A 19,684-nucleotide genomic window follows, 5' to 3' on the forward strand; every position below is an offset into this window, starting at 1 on the left:
ACCATACGAAGTCGGGACCTACTGCCCCGCACCCGGATGCCGCCGCACAGGGACGGGCCGTCGGCTCGCTCCCGCGCATGCAGGAGCAGGCCGGCGCAGCGCGCTAGGCCTCGCGCAATGGGAGGTCGGCGCCAGCCTGGCGCGCGGGCGACGACGGACCCGTTCCCACGCCGGTGTTCTCGATGAACGCCGCGATCTCCGCCATATCGTCCCCATCCAGTTCCAGCGACGCGGCGCCCAGCCAGCCATCCACCTGTGCCGGCCCGCGCGCGCCGACGATGGCGCCGGTGACGCCGGGCCAGGCCAGCGTCCAGGCGATGGCGGTGGCCGCCACTGTGCAGCCATGCCGCTCGGCCACCGGCTGCAATGCATCGGCCAGCGCAAGATTGCGTCGCAGGTTATCGCCGGAGAATTCGGCATTGCGCGATCGCCAGTCGTCTGCCGGCAGGGCAGCGGCGCGCGCCTCGCTGAAATGCCCGGTCAGCAGTCCGGACTGCATGGGGCTGTAGACGATGACGCCCGTCTCGTGCTGCGCGCACCACGGCAGCAGGTCCGCCGCGGCGTCGCGGCGAATGGCGGAAAAAGGCGGCTGCAGGCTGTCGACATGGCCCAGCCGCTCCGAGTCCTCCAGTTGCGCCACGTTGTGGTTGGACAGTCCCACGGCGCGCACCTTGCCGGCCTGCTTCAGGTCCAGCAGCGTCTGCCAGTATTCCTCCAGCGACGTACCGTCCCCCGCAGGCCAATGCATCTGGTAAAGGTCGATGCGTTCGACACCCAGGCGCTTGAGCGAGGCATCCACCTCTGCCTGGATGCTGCGCGCGGCCCCGACCCGGCGCGGCGGCGCGGTCGGGCGGTCCTTGTCCCACAACATGCCGCATTTCGTGAACACATACGGCCGCTCGCTGGCCGACATCCCTTTCAGGGCGCGCCCGACCAGTTCCTCGGAATGTCCCAGCCCGTAGACGGCCGCCGTGTCGATCCAGTTGATGCCGCGTGCGACGGCATGGCGTATGGCCGCGATGGAATCGGCATCGTCCTGGGCGCCCCAGCCGGCGGCCCACCCGCCGCCGCCGATCGCCCACGCACCGAAGCCGATGCGGGTGATGTTCATGCCGGTACGCCCGAGCGGCCGGGTTGGGAAGGATGTATGGCTCATGCGGATCTCCGTGTGTAGCAGTGGTCGATGGCGCGCAACGGCGGCGTCTCGCGACACGCCCGGGCCCATGTCCGGTGGAGCGTGCCGGGCCGGCGCACCATATGGAATTGCACCTTGTACGCAACATGGACATGATGCGACTCAGGGCTGAATGCGGCTTGAACGGGCCTTGGATCGGACTCCATCGGGCTTGGCTGGGCCCTGGGTCGGGGGCTGCGCCGGGCCTGCATTGGAGCTTGCGTTGACCTTGCGTCGGGCGCCGAGGGACGGGCCAACGTCCCCCGGCATCCGACGCGGTGGACGCTGCAACATGCCCCGCCCGGTCCCGAAACCGCCAGGGGCCGCGCCCGCGCGCCGGCATGCGACATGCCCGCCTGGCCAACTTGCATGGCCAAAAATTCTCGTGCATAATCTCGTTTCTTCGCCAACGGCACAAACAAAAGCCGGCAAGAACAGTGCGCAGTAAGCCTTGGAATGGGCCCGAAACAGGCCCGAAACCAGCTCCAAAAACCGGGTCGAAAGAGTCGATTGAAGAGAATTCCAAGGGCACGACATAGAGGTACCGGCAGAGCAGGAAGGCCAGTACCTGGTGTCTGTACCAAGCGCTGAAGTTGCAGGATTTTGCTTGGTGGATACGGGGGTATAGCTCAGCTGGGAGAGCGCTTGCATGGCATGCAAGAGGTCAGCGGTTCGATCCCGCTTACCTCCACCAGTCGAAAGCGAAGCACTGTGGTTCAAGGTCCCCTTCGTCTAGAGGCCTAGGACATCACCCTTTCACGGTGAGTACAGGGGTTCGAATCCCCTAGGGGACGCCAGTTTCAGGCATGGGATTACCCAGGCCGGAAGCCGGCAAGGTTGCAAGTGCGATGTCACGGACGCCAGTCCGGGGATGTCGTCCTAATACCGCTGCGGAGCGGTAGTTCAGTTGGTTAGAATACCGGCCTGTCACGCCGGGGGTCGCGGGTTCGAGCCCCGTCCGCTCCGCCAGAATTCCAGAACGATGATGACGTCATTGGTCAATGCCTAAGCCCCGGTCCGCCGGGGCTTTTTGCTTATGCGGCCGACTAGTCGCTCATGCCATCCCTTCGAGCCGTCCCGTCCACTCGGATACAAAGCGGTCTCGAAACTTGGCCAGCAGGTCGGCACGCTTGGTCGCCAGCGTGCGTCCGGCTTGCGTCTGCATCGCATCAGGCAAGCGGAGCAGCTTCTGCTCAATGTGATCGAGCGAGTACAGCATATCGTCCACCGGACGTTGCATCGCCAGGGGATCGCTATCGTGGGCGAGAGCGCAGTTCAATCGGCCCCCGATGTGGAACATGCGCGCCAGTCCGACCGCACCCAAGGCGTCGAGGCGGTCAGCGTCTTGCACCACTTTCGCTTCAATCGACCTTGGAGCGATCCCCGCAGAATAACTATGGGCCTCGATCGCATGAGCGACATCGTCAAGGTATTCGGCGGGGTACCGCAGCTGCTTCAGCCGAACAACGGCTTCGGACGCCGATATCGAGGACGCTTTCGCGCGATCGGGGTGATTCTTGGGGACATTGATAAGATCATGGAGATAGCATGCCGCCAAGACCACGAGGCCATTTGCATCCGTGGTCGAAGCCATGATTTGACGCGCATTCGCCCACACTCTGTCCAGGTGATTGAGATCATGGGCGGAGTCGGTTCCAACGTATGTGGCGGCTAAGCGTCTCAGCCTCGGGCGCCATTCGGAGATCGTCGATTGCAGTTCGAGGTTGGCGTGCATATGAAGGGCGGCGCTATTAGCGCTCAGATGCAGGCTTTCCATCATACGGGACAAAACTACCGCGATCTGGACCTCGATCGTCCTGGACGCGAACAGGAAACCATCATGACGACCTGCAGAATCGGCGACCTGGAGCTGTATTACGAAGTCCATGGAGCCGGTGCGCCGATCGTCCTGATCGCCGGCTATACCTGCGATCACACGTTCTGGGACGCCATGGTGCCCGACCTGGCGCAGCATTTCCAGGTGGTGGTATTCGACAACAGGGCCGTTGGCCGCAGCAAAGATAACGGCAAGGCTTTTTCGATGGAAACCCTGGCCGATGACGCGGCGGGCCTGATCCGGCATCTTGGACTGTCGCGCCCCGCCCTGGTGGGGCAGTCCATGGGGGGCGCCATCGTGCAAACGATGCTCGCGCGGCACGCCGGCATCTGCGGGCAATGCGCCATCGTCAATTCCACCCGCTCGTTCAGCGCCACCACCCTGCTTGCCCTGGATACCTTGCTGGCATTGCGCCGCGCCGATGTGGATTTCGACCTCCAGGTCGATGTCGGCCTGCCCTGGTTTGCCGGCAAGGCGTGGCTGGCCATGCCGGGGAACATCGCCGCCTACAAGGACGTGCTCAGGAAGCATCCGGCGCCGCAGTCGCTCGCCGATCAGGAGCGGCAGTTGCATGCGCTGAAGACCTTCGGCGCGGGGGCCGGCAACCGGCCATGGCCTTATCCGGCGCTCGTCGTGTCCTCCGAGGAAGATCTCATCACCACGCCCGCGGAGGGCAAGGCGCTTGCGGCCAGCCTGGACGCAGCTTATGCCGAAATTCCCGGCGGGCATCCCAGCCCGATGGAGCAGCCCGTGAAGCTGGCGGGAATCCTGGCGGCCTTCTTCTCCGGAATGAAAGCGCGCTAGCGTCGGCTCGGGCCGCGGCATCAGTCCACACACCCGAGCATCATCGCGGCGCCCTGCGGGGAGAGCCGGCGCCGACTCACGCCGGGGCATGCCCCCACAGATCCAGCATGACCGAGGCGCCCCGCAGGAAGATCGGGTCCGCGACCTGGATGGCGCTGAACGGCAGGCCCGCGCGCCGCAGGTCGCCGTCCCAGGCCATGTACCCGCGCCGGAACTCGCCCAGGTCCGCGTGGAAGTGCAAGGCGCGCGTCACGCGGCTCAGGTCCGTACCGGCCGCCGCGAAGATGGTGGCCGCCTTCTGCAGGATGTCGTGCATCTGCGCGTGGACCGGATCGTCATAGAAGGGCGCGCTCGGTTCCACGCGCGCGGCGCCGCACAGGCCGCCGTCCTCGATACCCATGAGGCCGGCCACGAACAGTATGCCGTCGAAGACGCGCGCCGGCATCATGTCCGGGGCGATCAGCGCGACGTCGCAATCGATGTCGCGCAGCCGCTGCGCGCCGCCGGCGTGCGCGGCGACCAGGTTCACTTCTATGGTTGCTTCGCGGGTACCGAAGGCCGGATGGCGCACCGGCACGACCGTGGTCGGCGGAACGCGGCCGCCGAAGGCACGTGACCACGACTGCCAGAAGGCGGGCAGGTCCTCGCCATGACCGAGGTAGACCTGCGCTTTCAATACCAGGTCCAGCCGGCTGCCCGCGGCCTCCAGCGCAGGCAACAGCCGCTTCTGCACGAGATAGTCGGTCTCGAGCTTGATGCGGGTGCCGTTCCACAACTGGCCGGCGGGCACCATGGCCTCGGGCGCGATATTGCCGGTGGAATCCCGCGCCAGTTGGCCGGCGACAAAGATCATGTCCCCCATGCGCAGGCATGGCGCGTAGCCGGACGTCTGCGGGACATTGAGCTGCTGCGCGCCGGCCTTCTGCGCGGTATAGCCGCTGGCCGCCGTGGCCGCCATGACCTGGACATCCATCGATGCATCCAGGTTCAAGAGGCGGTCCACCACCACAGAGGTACTGGGCGCGACCTGGCCCGCCAGCGCTTGCTTGCGCGCGACATGGTAGGGATCGACGTAGCGGGAATCCGGATAGTACTGGTCCAGGCGGGCCACGCGGTCCATGGCGCTGCCGGCCTGCTCCAGCCCCTGGCGCATGGCGCCGAAGATGGCTTCGGCCTCGCGTTGCGCCTGCGGCGCCAGCCCCAGCGGACGGTCGGCGCGCAGAACGGCCGGGTCGGCCAGTCCATTGGGCAACACCGCCCGCAAGCCCGTGCCGAACACCCAGTTGCCGGCGCGCACGAAGGGAATGTGGACGATGTCGCCGTTGCCATAGCGCCTGGCGCCGTAACGTTCGAAGGTCATGCTGCTGTCTCCGTATGAATCTGTGCGCGGCTGCGCGGCGCCATGGCGGGCGGCGATCGGGGCGACAGGCTGGCAACGAGCCGCGCTCCGTCTCCTTGAACTATCGTGCCGCCGCACGCCGGCCCGGCAAATCCTGGGTCCACCTGTCGATCCGGGAAATCGCGCGGCGCCGCTCAGTCCACCTTCAGCCCCGCCTGCTGGACAGCCTTGGCGGCGCGTTCCTTTTCCTGCTGCAAGAAGGCCTGGAACTCGGCCGGCGTGTCGGTGATGATTTCCACCGACGCGTTGTCCATGTAGGTCTTTACGGCGGGCGCCGCCATCGCCTGCTTGAGCTCGCGGTTGAGGCGATCGATGATGGGGGCCGGCGTGCCCTTGGGCGCCACGAGCCCCGACCAGACATAGGCCGAAAACCCGGGAAAACCGGATTCCGCCAGCGTAGGCACGTCGGGCAGCAGCGGCGAGCGCTTCTCGCCGGTCACGGCCAGCGGGATCAGGCGCTTCTCACGGATGTGCGGCATCATGGCCGCAAGCCCCGGCATGGCGACCAGGATCTGGCCGCCGACCACGTCGGTCACCGCCTGCGCGCTGCCGCGATAGGGAATGTGCATCATCTGCAGGCCGGCGGCCGACAGGAACATGGCGGTGAACAGGTGCTGCGCGCTGCCGTTGCCGGAGGACGCATAGTCGATCTTGCCGGGACGCGCCTTGACGTAGTCGATGAATTCGCCCAGCGTGCGCACCGGCAACCTGGGATTGACGACGAGCACGCTGGGCTCGCGCACGAACAGCGAGATCGCCGAGAAGTCGCCGACCGGGTCGAAGGCCAGGTTCTTGTACAGGCTGGCGCTGATGACCTGCGGATTCGACGCGAGCAGCAAGGTATAGCCGTCCGGCGCCGATCGCGCGGCGGCCTCGGTTCCTATCATGCCGCCCTGCCCCGGCTTGTTCTCCACCACCAGCGCTTGTCCGAGCTGCTGGGACAGTTGCTGGGCGACGACGCGCATGGGTGCATCCGACGAACCGCCGGCCGAATACGGCACGATCACCCGGATGCCACGCGCGGGATAGTCGTCGGCTCGCGCCGACGGCGCGGCCACGGCGGCACAGATCGCCAGCAGCGGAAGCAAGCGAACCCATGCCGGCATGCATGCCAGGGAGGAGATCCGAGCCAATGGGGCCAACGGGACCCATGGGGCCAATGCGCGACGTATCGAAACACGGTTCATCACAGGCTCCTGCGGTTGATCGGACAGGGATGCCTGCATGGTGCGACGGTGCCGGCCAAAGAACAAGGCGATTGGGTGAACACACTATTCAACGGGATCTTCGATGCCCGGCGCACGGCCGGCCGCGTTCCCGCCCGACGGACGCTACGCGATTGCGCCGCGCGCGGCGCTATGCCGTCCGTTGCCTGGTGGTGCGGCGTCGCCGCACCGTCCTGTGCGCCTAGCCGGCCGGGAAGCCGACTTTCTGCGGCCATAGGTTGGTGAACGCATAGATCGACGTGCTGGCGTACACGCCGTGGCGGGTGAATGGTTCCTCGCGTAGCCATTGGGCGGCCGCATCGCGGGAGGCGAAATCGATGACGAGCAGGCTGCCCACCATGGTCTGCCCGTCGTCGGCCAGCAAGGGACCGGCGAACGCCATCTGGTCCGCCTTGGTGGCCAGATATGCCCTGTGTTCGGGCCGTACGCGCGCGCGAATGTCGGCGGCGCCGGGTTTGTCCAGCAAGTGAATGGCGTAAAGCATGCAGTCTCCTCGGTCGGATGGTGGTCGAGCGATGTTGCGGAATATCCCGCTACGGCCCTCGTAGCAGCTCCTTCAGATACACATTGACACCAAATATCGCCCCCGAGCGGCCCGCGAAGTAGCTGGCAAGATGCAGCCACGACGCTCCAAAAAACCGTCTACGTCGCCATTTTGCGCACAACTTACACTCTATTTCCACGAAAAGGCATGTTTGATTCCGCGCGGCGACATTCCTACGATCCGGCCGCCTCAACACCCCTGCCGGAGTTCGCCGCATGCCTGCTTCTCGTCCCGTTTCCTCCGCCGCGCCGCCGTCCGCCGCCTCGTCACCGTCGAACTGCCCTGCGCCGGGCGCCCCGGTTCCGCCGGTGCCTTCGCACCATGCCGGGGCGGACCGGCCTCGCTGGACCGTCGAAAGCGTGGCGGCCTTGTACGAGCTGCCGTTTCCGCAATTGATCCATCGCGCCCAGGAGGTACACAGGGAGCACTTCGACCCTTGCGCCATCCAACTGTCCAGCCTGCTGTCGATCAAGACGGGCGGCTGTCCGGAAGACTGCGGCTATTGCCCGCAGTCGGCGCACCATGACGCCGGGGTCGCGGGCCAGCCCTTGATGCCGTTGGACGATGTACTCGCCGCCGCGCGCGCGGCCCGGGCGGCCGGTGCGCGGCGCTTCTGCATGGGTGCCGCATGGCGTTCGCCCAAGCCCCGGCAGGTCGCCGCCGTGGCCCGCATGGTGGCCGAGGTCAAGGCGCTGGGCCTGGAGACCTGCGTCACGCTGGGGATGCTGGAGGACGGCCAGGCCCGCGCGCTGGCCGAGGCCGGGCTGGACTACTACAACCACAACCTGGACACGTCGCCGGCGTTCTACGGGACCATCGTGACGACCCGCACCTACCAGGACCGGCTGGATACGCTGCAACGCGTGCGCGAGGCCGGAATCAAGGTGTGCTGCGGCGGCATCGTCGGCATGGGAGAAAACCGCCTGGCCCGCGCCGGCCTGATCGCGCAGCTCGCCGCGTTGGACCCGTATCCCGAATCTGTGCCGATCAACAACCTCGTGCGGGTCGCGGGCACGCCCCTGCAGGATGCGGAGCCACTGGACGCGTTCGAGTTCGTGCGCACGATCGCGGTGGCGCGCATCACCATGCCGCGCGCCATGGTGCGCCTGTCCGCCGGCCGCGAACAGATGGACGACGCGACGCAGGCGCTGTGCTTCCTGGCAGGGGCCAACTCCATCTTCTACGGCGAACAGTTGTTGACGACCGCCAATCCGCAGGTGCAAGCCGACCAGCGCCTGCTGGCGCGGCTGGGTATGCATGCGGCGGACGCGGAGCGCGCGGCATGATGGCCGGCGTGGACCGCGGGCAGCACGATTGGGTCGCGCGCAGCCTGCGCGCCGTCTGGCATCCCTGCACGCAGATGAAGGAGCACGAGCGGCTGCCCCTGCTTCCCATCGAGCGTGCGTCCGGGGCGTGGCTGTACGACATTGATGGCCGCCGCTACCTGGATGGCATCAGCTCGTGGTGGGTCAACCTGTTCGGCCATGCCAATCCGGCGATCAACGCCGCGCTGGTCGACCAGTTGGGCACGCTGGAGCACGCCATGCTGGCCGGCTGCACGCATCGGCCGGCCGTGGCCCTGGCCGAGCGCCTGTCGGCGCTGACGCAGGGCGCGCTGGGCCATGCCTTCTATGCCTCGGACGGCGCGTCGGCCGTCGAGATCGCGCTGAAAATGAGCTTCCATTACTGGCGCAACGCAGGACGCCCGGCCAAGCGCGACTTCGCTTGCATCGAGCACGGCTACCACGGCGAGACCCTGGGCGCGCTGGGCGTGACCGACGTGCCGCTGTTCCGCGACGCGTACGATCCCCTGCTGCGCCACGCGCATCGCGTGCCCTCCCCGGATGCGCGGCATGCGCGGCCCGGCGAGACGGCTGCCGACGCGGCGGCACGCGCCCTGGCCGGCGTCGCCGCCTTGCTGGAGACGCAGGGGTCGACCATCGCGGCGATCATTGTCGAACCGCTGGTACAGTGCGCCGCCGGCATGGCCATGCACGATGCCGGTTACCTCGCCGGACTGCGGACGCTGTGCGACCGATACGAGGTGCATTTGATCGCCGACGAGATTGCCGTCGGCTTCGGTCGCACCGGTACGTTCTTCGCGCACGAACAGGCCGGCATCCGTCCGGACCTGCTGTGCCTGTCCAAGGGCATCACCGGCGGCTACCTGCCCTTGTCGGCGGTACTGGCCAGCGACGAGATCCATGCCGCCTTCTACGACGACGACACGGCGCGCGGCTTCCTGCATTCGCATTCCTACACCGGCAACCCGCTGGCCTGCCGCGCCGCGCTGGCGACGCTGGACCTGTTCGACGCCCACAACGTGCTGCACGAAAACCGCGCCCGCTTCGACGCATTGGCCGCGCGGCTCCAGCCACTGGCCGGCGATGCTCGCATCTCGCACCTGCGCCGCTGCGGCGCCATCCTGGCCTTCGACGTGGTCATCGACGCGCCGCAGGCGGCGCGCACCTTCGCGCGGCGCTTCTTCCAGCACGCCCTGTCCGCGGGCGTGCTGCTGCGGCCCATCGGGCGCACGGTCTACCTGATGCCGCCCTACATCCTGGACGCCGAGGAAACCGACTGGCTGGCCGACGGCACCCTGCAGGCCTTGGAACGCACGCTCGCCGACGATGCCGCGGCGGCCACCCCATACTGAACCGCGCGCCGGCAAGCCCTATCGCCGGCGTGCGCGACGCAACCTTGCCATGGAGTCCCTGCAATGGAACCTGCCCTGCATCCGTTCGATGTCCTGCGTGCCGGCCTGGCCGACCTGGACGCGCGCGCGCTGACGCGGCGGCGCCGCGTGGCGCAGACGCCCTGCACCCCGCGCATGCGCCTGGACGGCCAGCGCCTTATCGCTTTCGCGAGCAACGATTACCTGGGCCTGGCCAGCCACCCCGCCCTGGTGGAGGCGATTGCCGAGGGTGCGCGCCGCTACGGCGCCGGCAGCGGCGGCTCGCACCTGCTGGGCGGCCATACACGCGCGCACGAACAGTTGGAAGCCGACCTGGCCGGGTATGCAGGCGGGTTCGCCACCCATGCACGAGCCCTGTCGTTCTGCACCGGGTATATGGCCAACATGGCCATCCTGACGGCGCTGGGCGGGCGTGGCGCGACGATTTACTCGGACGCCTTGAATCACGCGTCGCTGATCGACGGTGCCAGGCTTTCGCGAGCCGACGTCCGCATCTATCCGCACGCCGACGCCGGTGCGCTGGGCCGGATGATGGAAGCGGATGCGGTGGCCGCGGCGCAAGCGGGAACGGCAGACGCAAAAAACGCGGCCGCAGCGGGGAAGACGACCGGCGTCAGGATCATCGTCACCGATGCGGTCTTCAGCATGGACGGCGATATCGCCCCACTGACGGCGCTGCTGGCGCTGGCCCACCGCCACCAGGCCTGGCTGGTGGTGGACGATGCGCACGGCTTCGGTGTGCACGGGGACGACGGAGCCGGTACCGTCGCCGCACTGGACCTGCGCTCGCCGCTGCTGGTCTACATGGGGACCTTGGGCAAGGCGGCGGGCGTTGCGGGCGCTTTCGTGGTGGCCGAGGCCCCCGTCATTGAATGGCTGATACAGCGCGCCCGCAGCTATATCTTCACCACGGCGGCGGCGCCCGCGCTGGCGCATGCCGCCTCGGCCAGCCTGGCGCTGATGCGCGGCGACGAGGGACGCATGCGCCGCGCGCGGCTGCGCCAGCGCATCGACGCCATGCGCGCCATGCTGCTCCGCACCGCATGGCGGGTGCTCGATTCGACGACGGCGGTACAACCCGTCATCGCCGGGCAAAACGAAACCGCGCTCAGGCTGGCCGGCACCCTGCAGGAACAGGGCTTCTGGGTGCCGGCGGTGCGCCCGCCCACCGTGCCGCCCGGCACGGCGCGCCTGCGGCTATCCCTGTCGGCCGCCCACGACATGGCGGACCTCGAGCGGCTCGGCGAAGCGCTGCGGCGGGCCGGGGCCGTTCAGCGTCCGGCGCCGGCGCCATGAGAGCCGGCCTATCCGTTTTCGTGGCGGGCACCGACACGGAAATCGGCAAGACCCTGGCCAGTTGCGCCCTGCTGCACGCCTTCGCGGGGCGCGGGCTGGCCACGGCGGCGATGAAGCCCATCGCCGCCGGCGCGGAGCCCGACGCCCTCGGCGTCTGGCGCAACGAAGACGCCGAGGCGCTGGCCGCCGCCGCCACCGTGGCGGTGCCGCGTGCGCTATCCACGCCCTTCCTGCTGCGCGCGCCCGTCGCCCCGCACCTGGCGGCACGCCAGGAAGGCGTCTCGCTGGACATCGCGCGCGTCGTCCAATGCCATGCCGCGGTATCGGCGGGCGCGGACATGACGGTGGTGGAAGGCGTGGGCGGCTTCCGGGTGCCGCTGGACGACGTGCGCGACACGGGTGACCTGGCGCGGGCCCTGGATATCCCTGTGATCCTGGTGGTCGGCATACGGCTTGGATGCCTGAGCCATGCGCTGCTGACGGCGGAATCCATTGCGGCCAGCGGCCTCACCATGGTCGGCTGGATCGCCAACGTCATCGATGCCGGCATGCGCTTGCGGGATGACAACATCGCGGGCTTGCGGGTGCTGCTGGAGCGACGCCATGGCGTGCCGTGGATCGGCACCATCCCATGGATGGCGCAACCCCGCGGGCAAGCGGCCGCCGCCTTCCTGGACCTAGGTTTGTTGCGCTATTCCGCCTGGGCCAGGGCGCGCTGGATCTGCGCCTCGGTATCGCCGTAGCGCCCCTCGCCGAAATGGCTGTAGATCACCTGGCCGCGCTTGTCGATCAGGTAGAAGGCCGGCCAGTACATGTTGCGGTAGGCGTCCCAGGTCTGATATCCATTGTCCTGGGCGACGGGGTACGTGATGCCGAAGCGCTTGATCGCCGCCTGTACGTTGGCGGTGGGGCGTTCGAAGGAGAACTCGGGCGTATGCACCCCCACCACGACCAGGCCCTGGTCCTTGTATTTTTCGTGCCAGCTCTTCACGTACGGCAGCGTGCGGATGCAGTTGATGCAGGTATAGGTCCAGAAGTCGACCAGCACCACCTTGCCGCGCAGCGCCGACAGGGTCAGAGGGGCGCTGTTCAGCCAGGTTTCTATGCCGGTGAATTCCGGCGCCTTGAAGGTCGTCGCGGCGGCGGCATGGGCGTTGGTGGCGGCGGCGGCCGCGACCAGGGTGGTGAAGGCCAGTTTTCTCAGGCTGGGGAGCATTTGGGTTCCTTTGGCGTTCATGGGACGGGGAAGCGCGGCGCGCGGCGTCGACGGATAGAGGTTCATGGCTGGCGGCTCCGATGGATGGGTGCGGACTGAAACGGGTTCATTGGAAAAGACCGGCGATCCAGGCATAGGCCAGGACGTCGTACTGGAAATGGATGGCCACGGCGGTAAGGATCAACAGCACGCCAAAGCCTTGCTGCAGGCGACCGCTGTACCGCGCGATGCGGCGCACGCGGGCCGCGATGAACCTGCCGCCGTAGGCAATGCCCAGCATCGGTATGCCGGCGCCCAAGGCGAACAGGAAAAGCAGCAGGCCGGAATGCGCGGTGTCCTGCGCCTTGGCGACCAGGATCAGGATGGACGCCAGCACGGGCCCCGCGCAGGGCGTCCAGACGGCGCCCAGGGACATGCCCAGCACGAACCCGCCGGCATTGCCGCCCATGTCGGCGCCCCTGGGCAGCGTCAGCCGCTGCAGTGAGCCGCCGAGCCGCGCCGCCAGCCAATCGTAGGGGCGCGGCCAGATGCGCAGCAGCCCGAACAGCGCGAGCAAGGCGGTGGACACGCCGCGCACCGTTTCGTGGGCGAATGCGGCGGACTGGGACAGCAGGCTCAGCGCGACGCCCAGGGCGGCGAACGCCAGCACGAAGCCCGACACGATGAAAAGCGGCCGGGCACGCCCGGCGCGCTCCACCGACGTGCCGAGCACGACCGGCAACAGGGGCAGCACGCACGGCGAGGCGATGGTCAGCACGCCGGCCAGCAGGGCGATGGGCGGATCGATAAAGTCCATGTGGCGTAATCCCGTTTGGTAAGGGCCTCGCGGTGGCAACCGGCCCTCGATGCACGCATTTCAACGGGGTCACGTATCCGGGCTGTGCCGGCAAAGCGGCTTTTTTAAATGTTCTGTATCGCCGGCCCGGCCGTACACACTACGACACAATCGCCGCGCCGCCCGACGGTATAAAGCGTCCATCCCGACCATGGCCCCGACACGGGGGCCCACACTGGAGACGACCATGAAGGAACCGATTTCTTCCCCCTCCCGCCTTCGCGGCGCCGGCGGCGGGCCGCGGCCATGAAGCGCTGGCTCGCGGCGCTGCTCCTGACGCTGGGCGGCCTCGGCACGGAATGCGTCCACCCCCTGCAGTGCACGCTGATCGCGACCCGCGCATCGACGCGCCGCCCCGGCGGCAGGGATACCCGCTGCCGGGCTTTGCGACTATCCTTCGCACACGGCCCGCGCCGCCGTACCACCGCGGCTGCCTTGCGCGCCCACCAACCTTCGTGACGAGGCAGGCAGGATGGACCAGATCGATCACATCATGATCGTGGACGACGATCGGGAAATACGGGAACTCGCCGGCAATTTCCTGAAGAAAAACGGGTTGGAGGTCACCTTCGCCGCGGACGGCCGCCAGATGCGGCAGTTGCTGGAAAGCATGACGGTCGACCTGATCGTCCTGGACATCATGATGCCGGGCGACGATGGCCTGGTCCTGTGCCGCGAACTGCGCAGCGGCAAGCACCGCCGCATCCCCATCGTGCTGCTGACCGCGCGCAGCGACGATATGGACCGCGTGCTGGGGCTGGAGATGGGCGCGGACGACTACCTGGTCAAACCCTTCGTGGCGCGCGAGCTGCTGGCGCGGATCAAGGCCGTGCTGCGGCGCACGCGCATGCTGCCGCCGAACTTCCAGGTGACCGAGCCCGGCCGCCACATCAGCTTCGGCGACTGGCGCCTGGACACGACCGCGCGCCATCTGCTGGATGCCCAAGGCACCGTGGTCTCGCTGAGCGGCGCGGAGTACCGCCTGCTGCGCGTGTTCCTGGACCATCCGCAACGCGTGCTGACGCGCGACCAGTTGCTGAACCTGACGCAGGGCCGCGACGCCGACCTGTACGGGCGCTCCATCGACCTGCTGGTCAGCCGCGTACGCCAGCGCCTGCGCGAAGACGCGCGCGAGCCGCGCTACATCAAGACGGTGCGCAGCGAAGGCTATGTCTTTGCCTCGCCGGTCGATGTGACGGAGGCCTGACGATGGACGCATCGGCCCGCGCATGGCGGCTCCCGCTGTGGCCGCGCACCCTGGGTATCCGGCTGTTCGTCATCTTCCTGGTGGCCCTGGTGCTGGCCCATGCCCTGTCCTTCGCGCTGCTTTTCTATGAACGGTATGACGCCGCGCGCTCGGTCATGCTGGGCGACCTGACGCGGGACGTCAGCATCGCGGTCGACATCCTGGACCGCCTGCCGAGGGAGGAGCGCCCGGCCTGGCTGCCGCGCCTGGACAGCCCGAACCGGCGCTATATCCTCGCCGCAGGAACGGCGGACCAGCCCCTGAGCACCCCGGCGGCGCACACGGCGGCCGACACGATCAAGCGCGCACTCCCCGGCTACGCCGTCACGGTGCGCGAAATGCGGGATGATCCCAAGCACATCCAGGCCCTCATACGCCTGCGCGATGGCGAGCCGGTCACGCTCGACATCCGCCTCTCCATCATGCCGCTCGCGCGCTGGTTGCCGGCCGTCCTGGCGCTGCAGCTGGCCGTCCTGGTGGGATGCGCGTGGTTCGCCGTCCGGCTGGCGATACGGCCGCTGACGCGGCTGGCGCACGCGGCCGACACGCTGGATCCGGACAAGGCGGGTCCGCGCCTGACCGAGCACGGCCCGGTCGAAGTGGCTCATGCCGCGGCCGCCTTCAACGCCATGCGGGAACGCATCGCGACCCACCTGGCCGACCGCATGCGCATCCTGGGCGCGATTTCCCATGACCTGCAAACGCCGATCACGCGCATGAAGCTGCGCGCGGAGCTCATGGAAGACTCGGCGGACAAGGAAAAGCTGGCCAATGACCTGGATGAAGTCGAGCGGCTGGTCCGGGAAGGCATCGCCTATGCGCGCGCCGCGCATGGCGTGCACGAAACGCCGGCGCGCCTGGACCTGGATGCCTTCCTGGACAGCCTGGTGTGCGATTACCAGGACACCGGAAAACAGGTCGTCCTGAGCGGCAGCTATCCCGCCCCCTTCTCCACGCGGCCGCACGCGCTGCGCCGCCTGCTGGGCAACCTGATCGACAACGCCGTCAAATTCGCGGGCGCGGCCGAAGTGCACGTACAGGCCCAGCCCGACCATGGGGTAACGATCTCCGTGCTGGACCGCGGTCCGGGCATTCCGGAAGCCGAACTGGATGCGGTGCTGCAGCCCTTCTACCGCCTGGAGACCTCGCGCAACCGTGACACGGGCGGCACGGGACTGGGGCTGGCCATCGCGCAGCAACTGGCCTCTGTACTCGGCGGGACCCTGGTGTTGCGCAATCGCGCGGGCGGCGGGTTACGCGCCGACGTGCGGCTGCGCGCGGAGCCGTAACGAACAGGCCGGCTTGCGCCCAGGCCCCGCTGCGGCGCGGCATCGGACCGGCCGCGCAAGCCTGACGATGAAGACAGCGCCGGCTCAGGGCGCCAGCACCAGGAGCTTGGGTTGCGGCGAAAACACCTGCATGCCGGGCGAGTTGATGGTGTTCTGCAAGGTCAGGCTGGTCATGCGCACGATGGGCGTCCCACGCACCAGCACGGTAAACGCGCCGGTCAGGTAGCGCGAGCTGCCCATGAAGGTCTGGGAGACGATGCCCCCGCCCACGCCGGCGGTGTCGCCCAGCGTGATGGGCACGACGGTAGCCATGTTGTGCACCGGCGCGGCCATGAGCAATATGTTCCATGCCACGGGGATGCCCATGCTGGACGTGGCGACGTCCACGTGCGGCAGCGGCGGGATGGGCGTCTTGCACACGTCGGGAAATCCCAGCGCGATGCCGGGCAGTTGGCAGACAGCGAGCATGTGGCGTCTCCTGCGTTCATTGCCTGCCCGCCGACCACAGTTCGGCCTGCAGCAAGGCGGGGTCGTTTTCGATGATGCCGGTCCGGTGCGACCAGCGCGTGCCGTGTTGCACCGCGCGGTGCAGGCGCGTACGGGTAAAGGACGCGTCGCGCATATCGGCGTCGCTGAGGTCCGCCATCGAGAAATCCGCATCCGTCAGTCCGGCACGGCGGAAATCCGCGCCGGCCGCGCGCGCGCGCTGGAAGACGCACAGGTTCAGGCTGGCGCCCTGCAGGTTCGCGCGCTCCAGCACGGCGTCCGCCCAGATGGCGCCGTCGAAATGGCCGCCGCGCAGGTCCGCCCGGCTGAGGTCGGCCTCGGGAAACAGGCATTGCGGGCCGCGCGCGCCGGCAAAGCGGGACTGCCGCAGCGAGGCGCCCTTGAAGTTCGCCTGCCGCAGGTCCGCGCCACTGAAGTCCGCGCCGTCGAGCTTGCTGTCGGTGAACTGGCACAGCGCGAACACCTGTTCGGCCAATTGCTGCCCCGTCATATCGCATTCGACGAACATGGTGCTTTCGCAGCTTGCGCCCGCGAAGCGCGTGGTGCGCAGGTCCAGCCGGTGGAAGGTGACGAAGGACAAGGCGGCGTCGCCGAAGTCGGCATCGTCCAGCGCAGTCTGCGAGAACACCGCCCGGTCGATCTTCGGCATGCGCAATACCGCCCCCACCAGCCGCGTCGCGTGGAAGCTGGCCTTGTTCATGGCGGCGCCACACAGGCGCACGCCGCCCAGGTCCGATTCGCTCACCATGGCGTCATGCGCGACGGCGCCCGACAGATCGGCGCCGCGCAGGCTGCAACGTACCAGGCGCGCCTGCGCCAGGTTCGCCTCCTGCAAGGCCGCGCCGTCGAAGCGGCAGTGCGTGAATTGGCTGTCTTCCAGGCGGCAACCGGCCATGCGGGCCTGGCTGAAGTCCACTTCGTCGAAGAAGCCGCCCGCCAGGTCCAGTCCCGCCAGGTCGACACCCCGCAGGTCAGCCCCTTCCACCGGCTCGCCATGCCGCACCTTGTCCAGCAGTTCGGCGATCGTCGTCATGCCACCGGCTCCGGGCGGCGCAGCGGATAGCGCTTGACGCCTTCGGTGTAGGCGTCCCGCATGCCGGTGGACGCATCCATGCGGGCCTGCGACACATCGGCGCGGAACAGGTTGGCCTGCCCGAGGTCGGCGCGCAGCAGGTCCGCCTTGGCCAGGATGGCTTCGATCAGGTCGGCGCCACGCAGGCTGGCGCCCTGGAAGTCGGCGCGCACGAACAGGGTGCGTGGCGCGCGCACGCGGTCCAGCCGGGCGCCGCGCAGCTTGCACTCCGACAGATCGCAGGCCTGCAGTTGCGCGCCGCTGAGGTCGGCGCGCTCCATGACGGCGCCGCGCAGGCTGCTGTTCGACACCACGGCATCGACGAAGGACGCGCCGGTCAATGCCGCGCCGCCGGCAAAGGCGCAGCCTTCCAGTTCCGCGCCCGCGAAGGACAGCGCACCGTCGAACTGGCATTGGGTGAAACCGACCCTGGACAGCCGCGCGGCGGCGAAGTCGCAGTCACGCAGCGCGCATTGCATCCAGGCGCATTGCTCCAGGACAGCCCCGGGAAAACCGCAGTGCTCCACGATGACGTTCATGGCGGCCCATTGCGCGAGCTGGGCGCCGCCGAAGTCACAGGACCGGAACAGGGTTTTGCTGAAGCAGCCGCCGCGTGCCGTCACGGCACCGAAATCGCATTCCTCGCACACGGCCTCGTCGAACCGCGCCTGCGACAGGTCTGCGCCATGGAAGTCGGCGGTGCGGCAACGCACGCCGCCGAGGTTGGCGTCGACGAAGCGGGCACCGCGCGCCGAGGTGCCGGCCAGGCGCGCGGCAGCCAGCACCGCCTCGGAGAAATCGCAGCCATCCAGGCGCGCTCCGCTCAGGTCGGCGCCGGTCAACACGGCGCGGCGAAAATCCATGCCGCTCAGGTCCATGCCCGAAAGGTCGGCGCCGGCCAGTTGCATGCCGGCCGCGTTCCGGTCCCCCGACTGGCGCGCCTGCAGGCGGATACGGGTACGACGCGCGCGGTGGGGCGTCATCGGCGGCGGAGCGGCGTAATGCTGCGCCGAATCCAGGTAGGCGCCATGCAGCATGGCGGTGAGCCGGGCATCCTCCTGCGCGCCGGCATCGCGCAGCTGGCGGCGCAGCGCCGCCGGGTCGAAAGCCGGACCCGTCCTGCCGCCCTGGGCCGATTCATCCAGCCCGCGCAAGCCGTCGAGGTCCACGCCCGCCACGGCGGCCATCGCCGGCATGTCCGGATCCGTGTAGGCGCGGGCCGTCTGTCCTTCGCCACGGCGTGCTTCGTCCTGCTCGCGCTCCATGCGTTCCACCCAGGCCGGCAGATCGGCAAGCGCCTGCGCCGGCTCCGGTTCCTCCTCTGGCGGCAGGTATTTGTCGGGGTCCAGGCCCTGGGCCAGCAGGTCCGCGCGGGCGGCCGCGTGGCGCCGCCGCGTACCCGCGCGCAGGTTGCGGCGTGACGGTCGACCGGCTTCGTCCCGCATCTCGCTGTCCAGCCATGGCCCGCACACATCGCGCGGCACGAGGTCCTCGTCCAGCAACGCATGCACCGCGCCCCGGCGCGGATCGAGCCGCTTGGCCAGGACCGCGGCATAGTGCGCCGTGTCGCGCGGCTGGCCCGGCATCTCCACCGCCGGCATGATGTGGCGGATGTCGGCGCCGTCGTCCTCGCGGATGTCGGCGCGGCCGTGCCAGACCAGGGCCACGCAGTCGCGATGGGGGAAGAACCACGCGGTGGACAGGGCCAGCGGGATTTCCTCCAACGCGCCGCCGTCCGCATCGCGGCTGACGAAACAGCGCGCCCGCCAGTCCGGCAGGCGCCCGCGCAGCACGGGCCGGTCCGGATGCATATGCCATATTTCATAGGCCGCGCCCGCCAGCCGCGTCTCCGCCGAAGCGGCCCATTGATCCGGCGGCGCGGCGTTGAACAGGCGCCAGTCGGTGTCGGCGGCGAAACCCGGATAGTCCTGCTCCAGCCAGGCCTGGTCGTAGCGCGTGCCCAGATGCCGCGCACGGGTCGACCAGTCCATGCCCAGCGCCCCGAAGCCGGCGGGCGCCGCGGACTGGGAAGGCGCGGACAAACGTTCATGCGGCGATTCGATGTTCGGCACCCTGCGCACGCGCACGCCGTTGACGACTTCATCCACCGCCCCGATCCCCACGGGGTTGGGGGCGTGGCCCGGGCCGCCGTAGGCGCGGCCCCAGTCCACCCGCATGGCCTCGAACGGGCGCCGCGCATCCGGCCTGCCGTCGACCCAGTAGCGATCGCCGAACACGAGCAGCGACTTGTCCAGGACGCCTTCCACCTTCAGGCGTACGCCGCAGGCGGTGTCATCGCGCTGGTGCCGCGTATAGGCGTATCCGGACGCCAGGACTTCCGGGTAGGCCTTGGGCACGCCCAGGTCCAGCACGCCGCCTGCCTCCTCGCCGGCAAGCTTCCACAACATCTGCTCGGGAAGCAGGCGCGGCGCGTCCCCGAGCTCCACCAGCGCGAGCACGGCAACGCCCAGGTGGTCGCGCCCTTGCCAGCGGTATGGCCGCGGCAGTACGCCAAGGCGAAACGGCTTGATGGTCTTCATAAGG

17 protein-coding genes and 3 tRNA genes are annotated in these 19,684 nt (G+C 68.5%); 10 read left to right on the forward strand and 10 right to left on the reverse strand.

What is annotated here, in order from left to right:
- Nucleotides 1–103: 103 nt before the first annotated feature.
- Complete coding sequence (locus tag BAU07_RS21680; protein ID WP_198168943.1) at nucleotides 104–1,111, reverse strand: aldo/keto reductase; 1,008 nt, start codon at nucleotides 1,109–1,111, stop codon at nucleotides 104–106.
- 681 nt (nucleotides 1,112–1,792) lie between these two features.
- On the opposite strand from BAU07_RS21680, the gene BAU07_RS21685 reads away from it, so the two are divergent.
- From BAU07_RS21685 to BAU07_RS21695, 3 genes are all read left to right on the forward strand, one after another.
- Nucleotides 1,793–1,868 (forward strand) — tRNA-Ala (locus tag BAU07_RS21685).
- Between the two features lie 27 nt (nucleotides 1,869–1,895).
- Nucleotides 1,896–1,971 (forward strand) — tRNA-Glu (locus BAU07_RS21690).
- A 95-nt stretch (nucleotides 1,972–2,066) separates the two neighbouring features.
- A tRNA-Asp gene (locus tag BAU07_RS21695) sits at nucleotides 2,067–2,143 on the forward strand.
- A gap of 85 nt (nucleotides 2,144–2,228) precedes the next feature.
- On the opposite strand, the gene BAU07_RS21700 is transcribed toward BAU07_RS21695, so the two are convergent.
- Nucleotides 2,229–2,909: an HD domain-containing protein gene (locus BAU07_RS21700; RefSeq protein ID WP_066662361.1), complete on the reverse strand. Its 681-nt coding sequence runs from the start codon at nucleotides 2,907–2,909 to the stop codon at nucleotides 2,229–2,231.
- Here BAU07_RS21700 and BAU07_RS21705 point away from each other — a divergent pair.
- Nucleotides 2,886–3,815 carry an alpha/beta fold hydrolase gene (locus BAU07_RS21705; protein WP_157122383.1) on the forward strand — a complete coding sequence of 310 codons (930 nt, stop codon included), beginning with the start codon at nucleotides 2,886–2,888 and terminating at the stop codon, nucleotides 3,813–3,815. The two genes, BAU07_RS21700 and BAU07_RS21705, sit on opposite strands and share 24 nt — an antisense overlap.
- A gap of 76 nt (nucleotides 3,816–3,891) precedes the next feature.
- On the opposite strand, the gene BAU07_RS21710 is transcribed toward BAU07_RS21705, so the two are convergent.
- From BAU07_RS21710 to BAU07_RS21720, 3 genes are all read right to left on the reverse strand, one after another.
- Nucleotides 3,892–5,175: a RidA family protein gene (locus BAU07_RS21710; RefSeq protein ID WP_066662364.1), complete on the reverse strand. Its 1,284-nt coding sequence runs from the start codon at nucleotides 5,173–5,175 to the stop codon at nucleotides 3,892–3,894.
- 173 nt (nucleotides 5,176–5,348) lie between these two features.
- A complete protein-coding gene (locus BAU07_RS21715) occupies nucleotides 5,349–6,302 on the reverse strand; it encodes a tripartite tricarboxylate transporter substrate binding protein (RefSeq protein ID WP_198168832.1) in 954 nt (317 codons plus the stop codon).
- Between the two features lie 319 nt (nucleotides 6,303–6,621).
- Nucleotides 6,622–6,924 carry a YciI family protein gene (locus BAU07_RS21720; RefSeq protein ID WP_066662368.1) on the reverse strand — a complete coding sequence of 101 codons (303 nt, stop codon included), beginning with the start codon at nucleotides 6,922–6,924 and terminating at the stop codon, nucleotides 6,622–6,624.
- 275 nt (nucleotides 6,925–7,199) lie between these two features.
- Between BAU07_RS21720 and bioB the strand changes: the two genes are divergently transcribed.
- The 4 genes from bioB to bioD all read left to right on the forward strand — a co-directional run bounded on the left by bioB (nucleotide 7,200) and on the right by bioD (nucleotide 11,718).
- A complete protein-coding gene (gene bioB / locus BAU07_RS21725) occupies nucleotides 7,200–8,270 on the forward strand; it encodes a biotin synthase BioB (protein ID WP_084025911.1) in 1,071 nt (356 codons plus the stop codon).
- The gene (gene bioA, locus BAU07_RS21730) at nucleotides 8,267–9,640 is read left to right on the forward strand and encodes an adenosylmethionine--8-amino-7-oxononanoate transaminase (protein WP_084025912.1); all 1,374 of its coding nucleotides are present in this window, start codon (nucleotides 8,267–8,269) and stop codon (nucleotides 9,638–9,640) included. The genes bioB and bioA overlap by 4 nt, the downstream gene beginning before the upstream one ends.
- Before the next feature lie 63 nt (nucleotides 9,641–9,703).
- Nucleotides 9,704–10,975 (forward strand): 8-amino-7-oxononanoate synthase, encoded by a 1,272-nt coding sequence (locus BAU07_RS21735; RefSeq protein ID WP_157122385.1) that lies wholly within the window; start codon nucleotides 9,704–9,706, stop codon nucleotides 10,973–10,975.
- A complete protein-coding gene (gene bioD, locus BAU07_RS21740) occupies nucleotides 10,972–11,718 on the forward strand; it encodes a dethiobiotin synthase (RefSeq protein WP_066662372.1) in 747 nt (248 codons plus the stop codon). The genes BAU07_RS21735 and bioD overlap by 4 nt, the downstream gene beginning before the upstream one ends.
- Here bioD and BAU07_RS21745 read toward each other — a convergent pair.
- Both BAU07_RS21745 and BAU07_RS21750 read right to left on the reverse strand, forming a co-directional pair.
- On the reverse strand, nucleotides 11,667–12,191 hold the full coding sequence (locus tag BAU07_RS21745; protein WP_066665624.1) for a thioredoxin family protein: 525 nt from the start codon (nucleotides 12,189–12,191) through the stop codon (nucleotides 11,667–11,669). The two genes, bioD and BAU07_RS21745, sit on opposite strands and share 52 nt — an antisense overlap.
- A gap of 106 nt (nucleotides 12,192–12,297) precedes the next feature.
- A complete protein-coding gene (locus BAU07_RS21750; protein WP_066662375.1) occupies nucleotides 12,298–12,987 on the reverse strand; it encodes a cytochrome c biogenesis CcdA family protein in 690 nt (229 codons plus the stop codon).
- Between the two features lie 511 nt (nucleotides 12,988–13,498).
- On the opposite strand from BAU07_RS21750, the gene BAU07_RS21760 reads away from it, so the two are divergent.
- Together BAU07_RS21760 and BAU07_RS21765 are read left to right on the forward strand one after the other, a co-directional pair.
- A complete protein-coding gene (locus BAU07_RS21760) occupies nucleotides 13,499–14,233 on the forward strand; it encodes a response regulator (RefSeq protein WP_066662381.1) in 735 nt (244 codons plus the stop codon).
- 2 nt (nucleotides 14,234–14,235) lie between these two features.
- Nucleotides 14,236–15,561, forward strand: a complete 1,326-nt coding sequence (locus BAU07_RS21765) for a sensor histidine kinase (RefSeq protein ID WP_066662384.1) — start codon at nucleotides 14,236–14,238, stop codon at nucleotides 15,559–15,561.
- Between the two features lie 84 nt (nucleotides 15,562–15,645).
- Here the strand turns inward: BAU07_RS21765 and BAU07_RS21770 are convergent, their stop codons facing one another.
- Genes BAU07_RS21770 through BAU07_RS21780 form a run of 3 tightly spaced genes read right to left on the reverse strand, consistent with a single transcriptional unit; the run spans nucleotide 15,646 to nucleotide 19,680 of the window.
- On the reverse strand, nucleotides 15,646–16,029 hold the full coding sequence (locus tag BAU07_RS21770) for a DUF4150 domain-containing protein (protein WP_066662386.1): 384 nt from the start codon (nucleotides 16,027–16,029) through the stop codon (nucleotides 15,646–15,648).
- A 16-nt stretch (nucleotides 16,030–16,045) separates the two neighbouring features.
- Nucleotides 16,046–17,101 carry a pentapeptide repeat-containing protein gene (locus BAU07_RS21775; RefSeq protein WP_066662388.1) on the reverse strand — a complete coding sequence of 352 codons (1,056 nt, stop codon included), beginning with the start codon at nucleotides 17,099–17,101 and terminating at the stop codon, nucleotides 16,046–16,048.
- On the reverse strand, nucleotides 17,098–19,680 hold the full coding sequence (locus BAU07_RS21780; RefSeq protein ID WP_066662390.1) for a DUF2169 family type VI secretion system accessory protein: 2,583 nt from the start codon (nucleotides 19,678–19,680) through the stop codon (nucleotides 17,098–17,100). The genes BAU07_RS21775 and BAU07_RS21780 overlap by 4 nt, the downstream gene beginning before the upstream one ends.
- Nucleotides 19,681–19,684: the final 4 nt, after the last annotated feature.

Source organism: Bordetella flabilis, assembly GCF_001676725.1.
GTDB classification, from domain to species: domain Bacteria; phylum Pseudomonadota; class Gammaproteobacteria; order Burkholderiales; family Burkholderiaceae_B; genus Bordetella_C; species Bordetella_C flabilis.

Excerpts from the sequence above, each read along its gene's own strand:
- BAU07_RS21700 (WP_066662361.1), bottom strand. The coding sequence starts at position 2,909 with ATGCACGCCAACCTCGAACTGCAATCGACGATCTCCGAATGGCGCCCG.
- BAU07_RS21750 (WP_066662375.1), bottom strand. The coding sequence starts at position 12,987 with ATGGACTTTATCGATCCGCCCATCGCCCTGCTGGCCGGCGTGCTGACC.
- BAU07_RS21710 (WP_066662364.1), bottom strand. The coding sequence starts at position 5,175 with ATGACCTTCGAACGTTACGGCGCCAGGCGCTATGGCAACGGCGACATC.
- BAU07_RS21765 (WP_066662384.1), top strand. The coding sequence starts at position 14,236 with ATGGACGCATCGGCCCGCGCATGGCGGCTCCCGCTGTGGCCGCGCACC.
- BAU07_RS21775 (WP_066662388.1), bottom strand. The coding sequence starts at position 17,101 with ATGACGACGATCGCCGAACTGCTGGACAAGGTGCGGCATGGCGAGCCG.
- BAU07_RS21760 (WP_066662381.1), top strand. The coding sequence starts at position 13,499 with ATGGACCAGATCGATCACATCATGATCGTGGACGACGATCGGGAAATA.
- bioA (WP_084025912.1), top strand. The coding sequence starts at position 8,267 with ATGATGGCCGGCGTGGACCGCGGGCAGCACGATTGGGTCGCGCGCAGC.
- BAU07_RS21780 (WP_066662390.1), bottom strand. The coding sequence starts at position 19,680 with ATGAAGACCATCAAGCCGTTTCGCCTTGGCGTACTGCCGCGGCCATAC.
- BAU07_RS21680 (WP_198168943.1), bottom strand. The coding sequence starts at position 1,111 with ATGAACATCACCCGCATCGGCTTCGGTGCGTGGGCGATCGGCGGCGGC.
- bioB (WP_084025911.1), top strand. The coding sequence starts at position 7,200 with ATGCCTGCTTCTCGTCCCGTTTCCTCCGCCGCGCCGCCGTCCGCCGCC.
- BAU07_RS21735 (WP_157122385.1), top strand. The coding sequence starts at position 9,704 with ATGGAACCTGCCCTGCATCCGTTCGATGTCCTGCGTGCCGGCCTGGCC.
- BAU07_RS21770 (WP_066662386.1), bottom strand. The coding sequence starts at position 16,029 with ATGCTCGCTGTCTGCCAACTGCCCGGCATCGCGCTGGGATTTCCCGAC.
- bioD (WP_066662372.1), top strand. The coding sequence starts at position 10,972 with ATGAGAGCCGGCCTATCCGTTTTCGTGGCGGGCACCGACACGGAAATC.
- BAU07_RS21745 (WP_066665624.1), bottom strand. The coding sequence starts at position 12,191 with ATGCTCCCCAGCCTGAGAAAACTGGCCTTCACCACCCTGGTCGCGGCC.
- BAU07_RS21720 (WP_066662368.1), bottom strand. The coding sequence starts at position 6,924 with ATGCTTTACGCCATTCACTTGCTGGACAAACCCGGCGCCGCCGACATT.